The 15,872-nt window shown below is 34.7% G+C and carries 14 protein-coding genes and 1 other RNA gene; 2 read left to right on the forward strand and 13 right to left on the reverse strand.

The genetic code is table 11. The features are described from left to right. Positions 1-13: 13 nt before the first annotated feature. The 12 genes from mltG to cymR all read right to left on the reverse strand — a co-directional run bounded on the left by mltG (position 14) and on the right by cymR (position 13,131). Positions 14-1,222: an endolytic transglycosylase MltG gene (gene mltG / locus DM447_RS11960; RefSeq protein ID WP_332871752.1), complete on the reverse strand. Its 1,209-nt coding sequence runs from the start codon at positions 1,220-1,222 to the stop codon at positions 14-16. 152 nt (positions 1,223-1,374) lie between these two features. Beyond that, positions 1,375-1,653, reverse strand: a complete 279-nt coding sequence (locus DM447_RS11965) for a DUF1292 domain-containing protein (RefSeq protein ID WP_112181432.1) — start codon at positions 1,651-1,653, stop codon at positions 1,375-1,377. A gap of 16 nt (positions 1,654-1,669) precedes the next feature. Beyond that, positions 1,670-2,086 (reverse strand): Holliday junction resolvase RuvX, encoded by a 417-nt coding sequence (ruvX, locus tag DM447_RS11970; RefSeq protein ID WP_112181433.1) that lies wholly within the window; start codon positions 2,084-2,086, stop codon positions 1,670-1,672. Between the two features lies 1 nt (position 2,087). Further along, positions 2,088-2,354, reverse strand: coding sequence for an IreB family regulatory phosphoprotein (locus DM447_RS11975; protein ID WP_112181434.1), 267 nt, complete (start codon positions 2,352-2,354; stop codon positions 2,088-2,090). Between the two features lie 171 nt (positions 2,355-2,525). Then, positions 2,526-5,159 carry an alanine--tRNA ligase gene (gene alaS, locus DM447_RS11980; protein ID WP_112181435.1) on the reverse strand — a complete coding sequence of 878 codons (2,634 nt, stop codon included), beginning with the start codon at positions 5,157-5,159 and terminating at the stop codon, positions 2,526-2,528. A 320-nt stretch (positions 5,160-5,479) separates the two neighbouring features. Beyond that, on the reverse strand, positions 5,480-6,547 hold the full coding sequence (locus DM447_RS11985; RefSeq protein ID WP_112181436.1) for an AI-2E family transporter: 1,068 nt from the start codon (positions 6,545-6,547) through the stop codon (positions 5,480-5,482). Between the two features lie 49 nt (positions 6,548-6,596). Next, positions 6,597-6,836: a hypothetical protein gene (locus DM447_RS11990; RefSeq protein ID WP_422385900.1), complete on the reverse strand. Its 240-nt coding sequence runs from the start codon at positions 6,834-6,836 to the stop codon at positions 6,597-6,599. Positions 6,837-6,928: 92 nt separating this feature from the next. After that, positions 6,929-9,259 (reverse strand): SF1B family DNA helicase RecD2, encoded by a 2,331-nt coding sequence (gene recD2 / locus DM447_RS11995; protein WP_112181438.1) that lies wholly within the window; start codon positions 9,257-9,259, stop codon positions 6,929-6,931. A 22-nt stretch (positions 9,260-9,281) separates the two neighbouring features. Then, on the reverse strand, positions 9,282-9,950 hold the full coding sequence (locus tag DM447_RS12000) for a tetratricopeptide repeat protein (RefSeq protein ID WP_112181439.1): 669 nt from the start codon (positions 9,948-9,950) through the stop codon (positions 9,282-9,284). A 79-nt stretch (positions 9,951-10,029) separates the two neighbouring features. Continuing rightward, positions 10,030-11,139, reverse strand: a complete 1,110-nt coding sequence (gene mnmA, locus DM447_RS12005; protein WP_112181440.1) for a tRNA 2-thiouridine(34) synthase MnmA — start codon at positions 11,137-11,139, stop codon at positions 10,030-10,032. A gap of 23 nt (positions 11,140-11,162) precedes the next feature. Beyond that, positions 11,163-12,305, reverse strand: a complete 1,143-nt coding sequence (locus tag DM447_RS12010; RefSeq protein ID WP_112181441.1) for a cysteine desulfurase family protein — start codon at positions 12,303-12,305, stop codon at positions 11,163-11,165. A gap of 406 nt (positions 12,306-12,711) precedes the next feature. Continuing rightward, positions 12,712-13,131, reverse strand: a complete 420-nt coding sequence (gene cymR, locus DM447_RS12015) for a cysteine metabolism transcriptional regulator CymR (protein ID WP_112181442.1) — start codon at positions 13,129-13,131, stop codon at positions 12,712-12,714. Between the two features lie 280 nt (positions 13,132-13,411). On the opposite strand from cymR, the gene DM447_RS12020 reads away from it, so the two are divergent. Next, positions 13,412-14,677 (forward strand): replication-associated recombination protein A, encoded by a 1,266-nt coding sequence (locus DM447_RS12020; RefSeq protein ID WP_112181443.1) that lies wholly within the window; start codon positions 13,412-13,414, stop codon positions 14,675-14,677. Positions 14,678-14,849: 172 nt separating this feature from the next. Further along, the gene (locus DM447_RS12025) at positions 14,850-15,536 is read left to right on the forward strand and encodes an RsfA family transcriptional regulator (RefSeq protein WP_112181444.1); all 687 of its coding nucleotides are present in this window, start codon (positions 14,850-14,852) and stop codon (positions 15,534-15,536) included. A 60-nt stretch (positions 15,537-15,596) separates the two neighbouring features. Here the strand turns inward: DM447_RS12025 and ssrS are convergent. Then, positions 15,597-15,780: non-coding RNA, 6S RNA (ssrS, locus tag DM447_RS12030), on the reverse strand. Positions 15,781-15,872: the final 92 nt, after the last annotated feature.

Below are 15,872 nucleotides of genomic sequence, written 5' to 3' on the forward strand. Positions count from 1 at the left end.
CCCCAATCTCTTGCTATAAATCTCGATCTAAATGTTCTTTGGCTAATTCTTTGTGTCTTTCAAATGTTTCAGCATAATAAATTTCACCGTCTAGAGCAGCTACAAAGAATAAAAATTCTGTATCTTCAGGTTCTATAATTGCTTTTAATGAGTTTTCACTAAAATTAGAAATTGGTCCCACAGGTATCCCATCTATCCTGTAGGTATTATAAGGTGATTCAACTTCCAAGTCCTCAAGTAAAACTCGGTCTTTATGTGTACCTAATGCATACAAAACAGTTGGATCTGTTTGTAGCCTCATATCGTTTTCTAATCGATTATAAAATACACCTGCAATTTTCTTGCGATCCTCTTCTGTACGTGCTTCTTTCTCAACTAATGAAGCTAATGTAATAACTTCGTGCATCGAAAAATCTTCCATTTCATTGATCTGTGATTGATACGTTAATACTACTTGTTCCGTTTTTTCTAACATTGTTTTTATAATGTTGTCTATAGAAGGATCTTCTGTATAAAATGGATAAGTAGCTGCAAATAAATAACCTTCTAATGGGTAACGGATGTCTGTGTCTAATATTTCTTCCGATAAGATTGATGGATACGTTTGAATTAGCTGACTAATATAAGCTTCATCTTGCATTCTTTCAATAAATTCATCTCCATCAATACCAGCATTGTTCTCATATAATGCTGCAATTTCATCAATACTTTTACCTTCTGGTATGGTTACATTAATTACAGCCTCTTGCATTACATTACCGGTTTGTAATTTGTCTGTGACTTGAGCTAACGTCATGGATGGAGACAACTGGTATTCACCAGCTTGAAATTCCGCAGCATTGTTAAACTTTACGTAAAAACGATAAATAAAAGCATTACTAACAATACCCTCTTCTTCTAATATATTCGCTATTTGAGATGTGGATGATCCGAGTGGGATCTCAATGGTTTTTAAAGTTTCATCACTCGAGTCAACGGGTGCAAGCCCATCCCTCACATATATGTATCCAGATATACCTCCTACAACTAAGGCTATTGTCAGTAGTACAAGTATTGTTGCAACAATCTTTCTTACTAAACTAGCTTCTTGACATCTTTGAATAAAAAGCTCTCCACGTGATTTATAAGACTTCATTGATTCTTTATCATCTATGCTCTCTTGTGTGTGTTGGTTGTCTTCTTCTATATGTTTCTTTTTCTTTTCGTTATCAGATGTGGACATCTTTAAATCCTCCCTTCATCCGGTACATTATACTACAAAAAACAACACTATTTCCATTTTATTTTCAAATAAAGTTTATAACACACAAAAACAGAAGGAAGTTGTTCCTTCTGTTTTTGTTATATTAACACTACTAACTAACAATGCGAAAACTATTCCTCGTCATCTGTGAGTGTATTAAGCATTTCTTCAACCATTTCCCATTCTTCATCACTTTCAATTTGAAATAGAGCCAAATCGTCTTCATTATTTTTATCTTCATAACGAAAGGCGAACACTTCTACTTCTTCATCTTCGTTTTGATCAACCGGAACTACTGCTATATAAGATTGTTGATTCTCATCAACATCAAATGTGAAAAGTACCTCAAATAAATGTTCTTCACCGTTTTCATCTGGAATTATAATTCTTTCTTTTTCTTCTAATGCCATTTTTTGCACCTCCAACTTATTGATGGGCATCTAAATACCCTTGTAATATCATGACTGCCGCCATTTTATCAATTACTTTTTTTCTTTTTTTTCTACTCATATCTGCTTCTATTAAAACACGTTCTGCAGCCATTGTCGTTAAACGTTCATCCCACATAAATGTTTTTAGTTGAAACGTTTCTTCTATGAAAGTGGCAAACCGCTGACAAGCCTCTCCTCGTTCACCTATTGAGCCATTCATATTTTTTGGTAAACCTACAATTACTTCTGTTATTTCATGTTCTTTAATAAGATCTGCAAGCTGTTTTTCTACTGTTTTGAAATCTAATTCATCCCAGTACAACGTAGTGATACCTTGGGCTGTCCACCCAAAAGCATCACTAACTGCAATACCAATCGTTTTAGAACCAACATCTAACCCCAATTTTTTCATGTTACTCCTCTTTGTGCTGAACTAAGTAGTACTTAACTAATTCTTCAATTAGCTCGTCTCTTTCAATTCTTCTAATTAGATTTCGTGCATCTTTATACCTCGGAATGTACGCCGGATCACCCGAAAGTAAGTACCCAACGATTTGATTGATAGGATTATAACCTTTTTCTTTTAATGCCTCATAGACAGTAAATAATACTTCGTTAACATTCTCTTCTAAGGGCTCTTCTGAAAAATTGAATTTCATGGTTTTATCCATTGAGTCCATACATAACACCCCGCCTTTTTATCATGTCCAGTTTTTTGTACCTAAAAAGTTTCTTCAAATGAAACTGTCACTATAAATTTTTCTTTTACATATTATTGTAAACACAAATAGCATAACATACTTTATTTAATCTTTTCTCTATTATATCGTTTTTATACGAAAAATAACAATCTATTCGATTGAAGAAATAAATTGTTTAGCATATGACAATGCTTCATCCAATTGTTCTGGATTCTTTCCTCCGGCTTGGGCCATATCAGGACGACCGCCTCCGCCTCCGCCACAACGAGTTGCTGTTTCTTTAATTAACTTACCAGCATGATAGCCACGGTCAATAAGATCCTTTGTCACACCAGCAGCCAATTGTACTTTGCCATTATTAACAGCACTTAACAATACAATACCTGACACAAGCTTTTGTTTTAATTCATCTACCATACTACGTAATTGATTAATATCTGACACATCAACTTGTTTAATTAAATATGATACGTCATTTACTTGTTCAACATCGTCAAGAATAGATGCCGCTTCTATATTAGAGAGCTTTTGACTTAGTGAGTCCCTATCTTTTTGCAACTCTTTTATTTCTTGAAATAAACTATCGATACGTTGTGGTACTTGATCTAGTGAAACTTTCAACAAACTAGCAGCTTTCTGGAGATGGTGCTGTTGATTTGTAACATGTAGATAAGCACCTTTACCAGTTGTTGCTTCTATTCTTCTTGTACCTGCACCTATTCCAGATTCTGTTGTGATTTTAAATAAACCTATTTCAGCAGTATTCAAAACATGACAACCGCCACATAGTTCAATGCTAAAATCACTAATTTTTACTACTCGAACAACATCACCATATTTTTCACCAAATAATGCCATTGCACCCATTTCTTTTGCCTCTTCAATTGGATAACTCTTAATTGAAACTGCTAGGGACTCCCATATTTTTTGGTTAACAATTGTTTCAATCTGTTCGATTTCCTGATCTGTGATGGTACTAAAATGAGAAAAATCAAAACGCAAACGATCGGTAGCCACTAACGATCCAGCTTGATTAACATGTTCACCCAGAACATCTTTTAAAGCTTGATGTAGCAAGTGTGTAGCCGTATGATTTTTAATGATTGATGTACGTGCTTCTTTATCAACAACAGCTTTAACAATGTCACCACTGTTCAAGTTACCTTTTGTAACTGTTACACGGTGTAAATGTTGTCCTTTAGGAGCTTTCTGAACACCTTCAACTCTCGCTTCAGCTTGTTCCGTATAAAGCCAACCTATATCTGCTACTTGTCCACCGCTCTCAGCATAAAAAGGCGTTTGGTCTAACAAAACATAAACTTCTTTCTCACTTGATTGTGTGACAACTTCTTTATTCTCTATAATGGTTGAAATAACTGTGTCTACTTTCAAGTGATCATATCCGACAAAAATACTCTCTGCTGTAAGCTCACCAAACACACTGTCTTGTACTTGCATCGAATCGACTTTTTGTCTTGCATTACGCGCTCGACTTTTTTGCTTGTCCATTTCTTCTTTAAAACCTGCTTCATCAATTGTAAATCCTAGTTCATTCACATATTCCTCTGTCAATTCTTTTGGGAAACCATACGTGTCATACAATCTAAATACTTCTGTTCCAGGGAAGACTTTGCTTCCTTGGCGGTTCTCTATTTCGATAATGTTTTCAAGAATGGTTAAACCTTCATGTAACGTTTCATGAAACCGTTCTTCTTCGGTTTTCACTACATTTTCAACAAATGCTTGTTTACTCTGTACATTGGGATAAAATGCTTGCATAATTTCTCCAACTGTCACAACCAATTGATACATAAATGGTTTCTCTATTCCAATTTGCTTTGCGAAACGAACTGCTCTACGTAACAACCTTCTTAACACATAACCTCTTCCTTCATTCGAAGGTAATGCACCGTCAGCAATAGCGAATGTAACGGTACGTATGTGGTCAGCAATAACTTTATAGGCAACATCCATAGACTCTTCTTCGCCATATTTAACAGTAGCTAGTTGTTCTACTTTTTTAATGATAGGTAGAAATAAATCTGTTTCAAAATTAGTTGGTGCATTTTGAATAACACACACCATACGTTCTAACCCCATACCTGTATCAATGTTCTTCTTTGGTAAAGGTGTATACGTGTCATCAGGATTGTGATTAAATTGTGAGAAAACAAGATTCCATATTTCTAAATAACGATCATTTTCTCCACCTGGATATAGTTCTGGATCAGTTGGATCATTGCCATACGCTTCTCCACGGTCATAAAAAATTTCCGTATTAGGACCACTAGGACCTTCACCGATATCCCAGAAATTCTCTTCTAATCGAATAATACGCTCTTCAGGTAGTTTGATATTATTTTTCCACAGATCATATGCTTCGTCATCTTCTGGATGCACTGTAACTGCTAATTTTTCAGGATCAAAACCAATCCATTTCTCATTCGTTAAAAACTCCCAAGCCCATTGAATGGCTTCCTCTTTAAAATAATCACCAATCGAGAAATTACCAAGCATTTCAAAGAAAGTGTGATGACGCGCTGTAAAACCAACATTTTCAATATCATTTGTTCGTATAGATTTTTGCGCGTTAACAATTCTTGGATTGTCCGGGATAACTCTACCGTCAAAATACTTCTTTAGTGTTGCAACACCACTATTAATCCATAATAATGTCGGATCTTCCTTAGGTACTAGAGATGCGCTAGGTTCCACTCTATGTCCTTTTTCTTCAAAGAAATCTAAAAACAATTGTCTAACTTGTGCTGAAGTGAGTGTTCTCAATTCAATAACCTCCCTGATTTAAATATGTATCTTAAAAAAACTAAAAGCTCCCGTCTCTGCAAAAAATTGCAGGGACGAGAGCTGAATATCGCGGTACCACCCTGATTATGAACTAATACGTTCATCATCTTGAGCACGATAACGGTGTGTGACCGGCAGGTATTAACTGCTCTCTGAACTAGCTTCTGTGACCCTTCATTTAGAATTTCTTACAGCCTAAGGAAATTCCTCTCTTTTAATGGTCTGCCACATACTGATGATCATCTACGATTTAAGACATGTTACTTGCTAGCATATTATAGATAATATTTAAACATATGTCAATCTGTTGATCTAAACTCCTTCATATGCTTAACAATCACTTTTAAAACCGTTACAAATGGAATAGCCACAATCATACCAACTATTCCAGCTATTTCACTACCAACTAGCAAGGCAAAAATTATAATTATCGGATGTAAATGAACACTTTTTCCAACGATATAAGGAGAAAGTAGATTTCCTTCTATGAGTTGGACAACAATCACCCCTAGTATTACATAGACAACTTGCTTCATAGATATGGTAAAGGCAATTATTACTGCTGGTACAGCCCCAATGATAGGACCGAAATAAGGAATTATATTTGTTATTCCCATCAAAATTGCTAATACAATAGGATATTTCATACCAATAATCAGAAAAATAATATAGGTCGTTAAACCAACAAATAAGCAAACAAGTAACTGCCCTCTAACATAAGCACCAAGCGTTTTATTAATCGCGGGTCCTAAAACTTTACTATCTTCCTGATACCTTTTAGGAATTAACTTAGCCGTACTAGATTTTATTAATTTATAATCTTTTAGCATATAAAAAACTAAAACAGGTATTACAGCAATTATAATAAATAAATCCATTATCTTTGTAGCATTTTTTAATATAGAAGTTACATATTGTGTGATAAACTCTTCTATCTCGTTAAAAAACAAATCCATACGATCATGAAATGTTTCTGGTAGAAAAGATGTGCTTTCATACAATTGATAAATCTTTGTACGATATGTATGGATAAAATCAGGTAAATTTTCTTGTAAATCTTTTAATTGCAAGACAAATGCCGGAAATATGTGATAAGCAATATACCCTATGCTAGTAATGAACAAAAGGTAAATTAGTGTGATAGCTAACCAACGTGGTATTTGATAAGTGTGTATTTTTTCAACAAGTGGGTGTAACAAAAAAGCAACAATACTTGCTATTATAAATGGTGTACTAATATGCAGTAGGCTGACCAACACAGAATGATAGAAAGGAAATAGTTTGAGCATTAAATAGAAAAATAGGAGTAATAAGATACCGAATACAATCCAATACAACCAATGGATTATTTTTTTTTGATTAAACATTAGTAATTTATCCCCTTATTAAAAGTTAACAGAAATGCTTCATCATCTTTTACCACTGCATCTTTCTATCTTCTTCCGTAAAAAGATCATCAAGTGAACTTAGGGAACCATCCTCCTCAACTTCATGCATATTAAAAACACCTTCCATTACAGTAAGTTCGATAAAACAATTCCAGCAATAATAATGTTGATTTCCTATTTTCCCTATGTTTTTCCCTTTACAATTTGGACAATACATGTATTTCGCACTCCTTTTACCTAATAAAACAATTACTGCTATTCTTTCCACCTTTTTGGTTATTTATTCAACTCAAATTATTACAATCTTATGAATACACTAAAACACACCATACAGCGATTGTATGGTGTGTTTTAGTATATCTATAAGAAATCATAAGGGGATAAAGCACTATCCTCCTCATTCTCAGTAGCAGTTTTCAGGTTTTGATCTTCTTTTATTATAAGCGTTAATTTATCAGTTAAGGTTGTATATCGTTTATTTGTATCTTCTTCTTTTACGCCATATAGAAAAGCTTGTTTATCGCCACAAATAATTAAAGATTGTTTTGCACGCGTTAATGCCGTGTATAACAAATTCTTACGAAGCATTCGTCGATAACCCGGCACAACAGGTAATATAACAATAGGAAACTCACTACCTTGTGATTTATGGATTGATATACAATAAGCATGCATTAAGTTTAATAAATCTTTTCTTTCATAAACAACATCTTTCTCATCAAATGACACAACTACTTGTTCAACTTGATCGACATTTTCGTCTTCTTGAAAAATAGCTGTTATCTCTCCTATATCTCCATTAAAGACGCCATCTTCGGCCTGATTAACTAATTGAATGACTTTATCTCCAGTGCGGAAGGTAACATCTTTAGCTCTTAATTCCCTACGATCTTTTCTTTTAGGATTAACTAACTTTTGAATTTCCTCATTTAACTGATGAATGCCTGCCTGAGATCGGTACATTGGGGCTAAAACTTGAATATCTTTAAGCTCAACACCCTTTTCATGCGCCTTAGTTACAATTTGTTTAACAACATCTACGACGTGTCCTTCATTACAAGCAATAAAATTAAAATCATTTGCTTTTTGAAGTGATTCTTTCGTTACTCTTTTTTGTTTCATTTCATGTGCTAACTGAATAATTTTCGAGCCCTCTTTTTGCCGATACACTTCTTCCAATTTAACAGCCGGTACCAATTTACTTGCAAGTAGATCTGCTAATACTTGACCCGGTCCCACAGATGGTAATTGATCTTCATCACCCACTATTAACACTTGCATTTCTTTAGGTATTGCTTTAAATAATTGATTAGCTAGAAAGACATCTACCATCGAAAACTCATCAATCACTAATAATTTTCCATTTAGCTGATTATCTTCATCTTTTTCAAAAGATTCATTTCCATCCCAACCTAGTAATCTGTGGATAGTAACAGCAGGCAAACCCGTAGACTCATTCATCCTTTTTGCTGCCCTTCCTGTTGGAGCTGTTAACACAAATGGGAAATCAGATTTATTATCATATTTATCAATATCTGCAGACAAATCATATAACTGTTCATACGCCTTAATAATACCCTTGATTACAGTAGTTTTACCTGTTCCTGGCCCACCTGTAAGAATCATCACTTTTTCAGTTAAAGCTTGTTTAATCGCAGCGAATTGTTCTTGTCCATAACTTAATATTTCATCTTCTTCAATTTGTCCTACAATTTTTAATAATTCAGCTTCCACCACATCATCTTCTATCTCTTGTTCAAGAACACGATTTAATTGCGTTGTGAAACCCGCTTCCGCATAATACAAAATTGGTAGAAATACCTTATCATTTTCTTCCATTATTAATTGTTTTTCTTCATTTAAAGATTGTAGTTCCGTCCAAATTTCCTCTTCTGTTATTTGATAACGTTTTGCTTGTATTAATCGACTCGATTGTTCGATTAATGCTGTTACTGGAAGATACACATGTCCATTTTGTGTTGAATCTTGTAAACAAAACATGCAACCAGCCTGAATTCTACTGGGATGATTCATTGCTATGTTATGTTGTTTAGCAACTTCATCTGCTCGTAAAAATCCAACACCATCAATGTCAAAAACATATTGATACGGATTTGTTTCTAATATATTTATTGCTTCATCTTTGTATACTTGATAGATTTTTTGTGCCATCTTTAATCCGAAACCGTATTTAGAGAGATGGACAACAACATGCTCAAATCCTTGATGTTCTTGTAACTTTTGATGAAGTCCCTCGGCTCTATCTTTGGTCAAGCCACGAATATCATCTAAGACATGAGGATCTTTCAATATTTTAGAAACAGCATTTTCACCAAGTTTTTCAACGATTCGCTGCGCTGTTTTTTTACCAACTCCGTGAAACAGTTCACTTGATAAATAAGCAACTAATCCTTCTTTCGTGTCTGGTATATAACGTTCATAATGCGTTACTTGATACTGCAAACCAAATTTTTTGTGTTTAATAAAATCCCCACGAAAGATATACGGTTCTCCCATGTTCAGTTGATTAAAATAGCCTTTTATTACAACTTCCTTTTCAGAGAACGTTTCATTAGTCTGGAGCACTTTAATTTTAGCAATGGAAAAGTGTTCTTGATGATTAGTGAAAATCATATGAATTAGTTCCCCTTTTATATAATTCTCTTCCACTTTATTGTAGTTGTCCTCCATTACTAAAATACCCCTCTGCTATTTATTGATTCGATTGCTCAATTAACATTTCTACTTTTGATTTAGCATCTAGTGCTAAACTATGATCCGGTTGCAATTCGACAGCTTTAGAAAGGTAAGCTAACGCTTCTTCAGGCTTGTCTTCAAATATTGATGCCACACCTAAATTATAATGTGCATCACTGTGTGTCTGATCAAGTTCTAATACTGCTTTAAACATTTCTTTGGCTAGTTCGAGTTGATCTGTTTGAGCTAAAGCCAGGCCATATTGAAATAAAACTGCTTCATCTGTTGGATTTATTTCTTTTGCTCGTTGAAAATAGACTAGTGAAAGTTTGTCATGTCCTTGTTGTTGAAGTGTTAAACCTTGCATGAAATACACATCTGCTTCTTCTAATCCACTATCAATCGCCTTTTGATAATTCTTTTGTGCTTTTTTAAGATCATCTAGTTCAAAATAGAGATTGCCAAGCCCATAATATGCTGTACCTGCTTTATCATCCAATGTAATTGCTTTCGTGAAAAATCTTTCCGCTCTTTCATTATCATTCATATGTAATAGTAAGTTACCAAAGTTAATATACCCTACTGGATCTTCTGGTGCTTCTTCAATAACCTTATTAAAGCAACTTGCTGCTTCTTCAAATTTTCCTTCTTGCATAAACTGTATACCTTTATTTGTTTCCTCCATGTTAAAACCTTCTTTCAATCTTTATTATACAGAAAAATACAGAACAGAGGAATGTTAATCTGTTCTGTATTTTTAATTATTAGCCAACGTAATCTAACATTACTTCATCTTTAAAAATTTCATCTATTGTTCCACCACCAAGACAAACCTCACCATCATAAAATACAACAGCTTGTCCAGGTGTAATCGCACGTTCTCTTTGATCAAATACAACACGTACTTTATTATCAGTTAATGGTATTACCGACACTTTACTATCCTCTTGACGATAGCGGAATTTGGCTGTACAAGTGAACGCTTCTTGCGGCGTTTCATTTATCCAATTTAAGTCTGTCGCAATTAAGCCATCTGAATAAAGGTAATCATTCTCATAGCCTTGCTCTACATATAAGACATTTTCTTTAAGATCTTTTCCAACTACAAACCATGGACCACCAGGACCACCAATTCCTAATCCTTGGCGTTGTCCAATTGTATAATACATCAAGCCCTCATGTTGGCCTTGATTCACACCATTCATCGTACGCATATAACCTGGTTGTGCCGGTAAGTATTCACTCAAGAACTCTTTGAAATTCCGTTCTCCAATAAAACAAATACCCGTACTATCTTTTTTAGTCGCAGTTGCAAGGTTATGTTCTTTTGCAATACGACGAACTTCTTTTTTCGGTAGGTGACCTAATGGAAACATTACTTTCTCTAAAACATCAGCAGACAATTGGTTTAAGAAATAAGTTTGATCCTTATTTGAATCAACACCTCGTAACATTTCAACTCGATTACCGTTTTTACTTACTTGCGCATAATGTCCAGTTGCCACATAATCAGCACCTAGAGATAATGCATGCTCTAAAAAGGCTTTAAATTTAATTTCTTTATTACACATTACATCTGGATTTGGTGTTCGACCAGCTTTATATTCGTCTAGAAAATAAGTGAATACTTTGTCCCAATATTGTTTTTCAAAATTAACACCGTAATATGGAATATCCAGTTGATTACAAACGCGAATAACATCATTAAAATCTTCTGTTGCGGTACAAACACCGAATTCATCGGTATCGTCCCAGTTTTTCATAAAAATGCCTACTACATCATAACCTTGTTCTTTTAGCAAAAGTGCTGTGACCGAGGAATCCACTCCGCCACTCATCCCTACAACAACACGTATATTTTTATTATCTTCCATCTCATTCACCACCTAACTATTTTTTATGATACTACTCTATTTACAATTGCAGCTATTTTGGTGGCTGCTTCTTCAATTTGTTCCTTGTTATTTGCTAAACCAAAGCTAAATCGAATAGAATTTATCGTGCGCTCATCTTCTTTACCATACATTGCAGCTAACACATGCGAAGGCTCTACAGATCCTGCTGTACAAGCACTACCACTTGAAGCCGCAATTCCTGCTAAGTCAAAGTTCATTAATAAAGACTCCACATTAGCTCCCGGAAAGCTTATATTTACAATTGTTGGGACTGTAATTGCATTTTCACCATTAATAGAATAATGCACGTTTTCCTTCTCTAATATCCCCAATAACATTTCTTTATAAGCTTGATAAGCATTCATTCGTTGCTCTTTTTCTTGTTGTATTACTTCAATTGCTTTTTGAAAACCAACAATATTTGTAACATTCTCCGTTCCTGGACGTCGTTTTCGTTCTTGTTCGCCCCCAAATTGCATTGTATTTATTCGTACACCATCTTTTATATAAAGAAAACCAGTTCCTTTAGGTCCATTGATTTTGTGCGATGATACTGTTAGTGCATCCACACCCAATTCACTTACATTAATATCACAAATACCATAGGCCTGGACCGCATCGGTATGAAAATAAGCTTGATGATTTTTAAGAATTTCGCCAATCTCTCGAATAGGTTGCATAACGCCTGTCTCATTGTTCACCATCATGATAGAAACTAAAATCGTTTGATCTGTCAAAGCAGCACGAAAGTCTTCAATCATTACTTGTCCTGATTTTTGCACAGGTAAATAAGTGATCTGATAGCCTTGTTTTTCTAGAGATTCAGCTGCATGCAATGTCGCATGATGTTCTATTTTCGTTGTAATAATATGTTTGCCTTTATCTTTATTCGCCCAAGCAATGCCAAGTAAAGCTAAATTATCAGCTTCTGTTCCACCACTTGTGAAAATGATGTTTTTTTCAGAAGCATTAATACTCTGTGCTGCTGTGTTTCTAGCCTCATCGAGTAGCTGTCTAGCTTTTCGTCCAAATTGATGAATACTTGATGGATTTCCAAATGATTGTTCCATCACAGAGAGCATCGCTTGTATCACATCTGGGTGTATAGGAGAAGTCGCTGCGTGATCCAAGTAAATTGCATCCATTAGTCTGCCTTCTTTCCATTATCTATAGTTTAAACTGGCAAATAAGTCTTAGTATAACTAGGAAGTTTCACAATCAAAAGTTGACAGTCTGCTTCTTAATTTGAAGAGTACTAACTAGCATATCTAGTTAAATTGGCAACAATCCAACAGGAACTGCGCGGTCTGAAGATCCACTCAGAAGCGTTTTTTGCCTGCGATTACTCGGTCCACTGAAGACACTTGATTCTAAGTTAACTGAAGTCATGCCTGTTGAAAAGGAGCCAATTTCACTTAAGAAAGCGGCTCGAAAACACTCTTGTTACGTTGGAGAGATTCTTTGAAAGACTATAAAGCAATATAAAAGATATACTTCAAATTTAAAACAGTCAACGATTAGCACTTATTTTTGTTTAGGAAGTTGAGTCATTTATATATAAAACATATGTGGTTCTTGACTATCGTCGTCACCATGTTTTCGCAAATCTTCTAATGTGGTAGTATCTAATACATCTTTAACCGCATCTCTAACGCGCATCCATAGTGCTTGCTTTGCGGGTTCTTCATCTTCAATACCTTCTACAGGAGTAATCGGTCCTTCTAAAATACGAATAATATCTCCAGCTGTTATTTCTCTTGCTTCTTTCGCAAGTAAATAACCCCCATAAGCTCCTCGAACACTTTTTACTAAACCAGCATTTCGTAAAGGTGGAACTAATTGTTCTAAATAATGCTCAGAAAGATTATTTTCATTTGCAATTGTTTTTAAAGAAATTGGGCCATCACCAACCCTTTTCGCTAACTCAATCATAATTGTTAAACCGTAGCGACCTTTAGTGGAAATTTTCATATTTTACACTCCCTATTTGCTAACTAACACTAACTCTATAACATTACCCAATAAATAGCATATAGCGTAATTGGTTCTTTTGTTAAATAAATTTCTTTTTTTCTTCTATTATGAGATTATTATAGCACGAATGACATATTTCTTGCATTTTTCAAACGTTATCAGTACGCTAGAGAAAATATGATATTCTCATATATATAGAGGTTGAAAACAAGAAATAATTCTATCGATTAATAAGTAAGAAGTCAAGTATTTCAATCCATTAAAGGAGTTAACTTCCATGGCAAATCAACCGCTCGCATTCCGTATGCGACCGAAACATATAGACGATATCATCGGACAAACCCATTTAGTTGGAAAAGGAAAAATGATTCACCGTATGATTGAAGCGAACAGGTTATCCTCCATGATTCTATTCGGCCCACCTGGAACTGGAAAAACATCGATGGCAATGGCTTTAGCCAAAAGTTTGAATCTTCGGTATAAACTTTTAAACGCTGTTATTGATAAGAAAAAAGACATGGAAATCGCCGTTGAAGAAGCAAAAATGTCAGGACAACTTGTATTAATTTTAGATGAGGTGCATCGTTTAGATAAAGCTAAACAAGATTTTCTATTACCTCATGTAGAAAGTAATTTAATAACTTTAATTGGTTGTACTACAAGTAATCCATATCATTCAATTAACCCAGCTATTCGAAGCCGTGTTCATTTATTTGAATTATCAAAGTTACAACCAGTAGATGTCAAAAAAGCAATAAATCGTGCACTTAGTGATTCAGATGAGGGAATTGGATCTATGCAAGTTGAAATAACAGACGAAGCCCTCGAACATTTTGCTCAATCAGCAAACGGAGATTTACGAGCAGCATTAAATGGACTTGAATTAGCTGCTTATTCAACCCCTCCCAATGAGGGTGAAATTATTTATATATCATTGGACGTTGCTGAAGCGTGTATGCAAAAGAAAAGTTTCTCTCATGATAAGAACGGTGATGCACATTATGATGTATTATCTGCTTTTCAAAAATCCATTCGGGGTAGTGATGTCAATGCTGCACTTCACTATTTAGGCAGATTAATAGAAGCAGGAGATTTGGAGAGTATCGCTCGAAGGATGGTTGTTTGTGCGTATGAAGATATAGGAATTGCTAACCCACAAGCTGGTCCTAGAGCATTAGCCGCTGTTGAAGCCGCTGAACGCGTTGGATTTCCAGAAGCACGAATTCCTTTATCTGTAGCGATAGTTGAATTATGTCTTTCACCTAAATCGAATTCAGCTTATTCTGCCCTTGATCAAGCTTTGGCAGATATCCGAAGTGGTGATACTGGCGATATACCAGCTCATTTAAAAGATGCACATTATCAAGGAGCGAAAACATTAGGACGTGGAGTCGACTATAAATATCCACACCAGTATGAAAGTGGTTGGGTCAAGCAACAATATCTACCAGATAAAATTAAGAATAAAAGATATTACCAACCTAAGCAAACAAGTAAGTTTGAGCGGGCACTGAAACTAATCTATGATAAAATAAAATCATAACTTGTATAATTCTATTCCAAATCGAACATACTAGTAAAAAAGCGTTATTAATGTGATTTTAGCTAGTTTCTATTTTTAAAGGATCTTTTATAAAGATTACTATTAGTAGTTAAATAACTAGTTTTATAAGTGAATTTACTAGACAGTATCGTATCAAAAGGAGTGAATTAAATTGGCAAAAGTTAGACAAGATGCGTGGTCACACGAAGATGATTTATTACTTGCAGAAACCGTTTTACGTCATATACGAGAAGGAAGTACGCAACTAAATGCATTTGAAGAAGTTGGTGACAAATTAAATCGTACATCTGCTGCTTGTGGATTTCGCTGGAATGCAGAAGTCCGTCAACGTTATGATCAAGCTGTTGCAATTGCGAAAAGACAAAGAAAAGAAAAGAAACGGCAATTTGCAACACAGCAAAAGCAACCTACTCATTCGATGCTTTGGAAAAAAGAAATCACACCATCAGAAGAAACAAATACAACAGTTACAGAACAACCTCAAATGATGGCAGAACAAAATTTTTCCTTTGCAAATGAACCCGAATCAATTGATTTAGATAGTGTTATCCGTTATTTAAGATCATTGAAGAAGAACGTTGATCATTCTAATCGAGCAAAACACAATGAAGCTAAATTACAAGTAGAAAATGATAGCTTATCGAATGAGAATCAACAATTACAAAAAGAAGTAAAACAATTGGAAAAACAATTAGAAACAGTACAAGCAGACTATCAAGCTTTCTTACAAATCATGGACAGAGCACGAAAAATGGTTGTGTTTGACGATAAAGATGGAAATGCATCTCCAGCATTCAGAATGGAGAAAAATGGAAATTTAGAACAAGTTGCACGATAACAAAAAAGCATCCCACCTCCATTAAACGAAGGTTAGGATGCTTTACTTATGTATGAATAGTTCAATCCCGATTGTGCCGTCTTTGTAAAAAGTTTTGAGCCCGCCTATTTGCAGGTGGGTGCCCTGTTTTATATCTAATACGTCCTTAGTTAAAAGGCATGTACGCCATATAAAAACAATTGGCTCCCGTAATTATAAATGTTCGGTCAAAACATTAATAATTCAACGAACACATCAGGATTGTTTACTATCATTTAGTTGTTAATTACTAATTAACTTCTACACATATATTAGCATAGAAAACGATTTATTTCAAATGTTTTAACAAGCAATTTA

Source organism: Paraliobacillus zengyii, from assembly GCF_003268595.1.
Taxonomy (GTDB): domain Bacteria; phylum Bacillota; class Bacilli; order Bacillales; family Amphibacillaceae; genus Paraliobacillus_A; species Paraliobacillus_A zengyii.

Bases quoted from the DNA above. Each gene is read 5' to 3' on its own strand.
- DM447_RS11975 (WP_112181434.1), bottom strand. From the start codon at position 2,354: ATGGACTCAATGGATAAAACCATGAAATTCAATTTTTCAGAAGAGCCC.
- recD2 (WP_112181438.1), bottom strand. From the start codon at position 9,259: ATGGAGGACAACTACAATAAAGTGGAAGAGAATTATATAAAAGGGGAA.
- DM447_RS12020 (WP_112181443.1), top strand. From the start codon at position 13,412: ATGGCAAATCAACCGCTCGCATTCCGTATGCGACCGAAACATATAGAC.
- DM447_RS12000 (WP_112181439.1), bottom strand. From the start codon at position 9,950: ATGGAGGAAACAAATAAAGGTATACAGTTTATGCAAGAAGGAAAATTT.
- DM447_RS11965 (WP_112181432.1), bottom strand. From the start codon at position 1,653: ATGGCATTAGAAGAAAAAGAAAGAATTATAATTCCAGATGAAAACGGT.
- DM447_RS12010 (WP_112181441.1), bottom strand. From the start codon at position 12,305: ATGGATGCAATTTACTTGGATCACGCAGCGACTTCTCCTATACACCCA.
- mnmA (WP_112181440.1), bottom strand. From the start codon at position 11,139: ATGGAAGATAATAAAAATATACGTGTTGTTGTAGGGATGAGTGGCGGA.
- mltG (WP_332871752.1), bottom strand. From the start codon at position 1,222: ATGTCCACATCTGATAACGAAAAGAAAAAGAAACATATAGAAGAAGAC.
- ruvX (WP_112181433.1), bottom strand. From the start codon at position 2,086: ATGAAAAAATTGGGGTTAGATGTTGGTTCTAAAACGATTGGTATTGCA.
- DM447_RS11985 (WP_112181436.1), bottom strand. From the start codon at position 6,547: ATGTTTAATCAAAAAAAAATAATCCATTGGTTGTATTGGATTGTATTC.
- cymR (WP_112181442.1), bottom strand. From the start codon at position 13,131: ATGAAAATTTCCACTAAAGGTCGCTACGGTTTAACAATTATGATTGAG.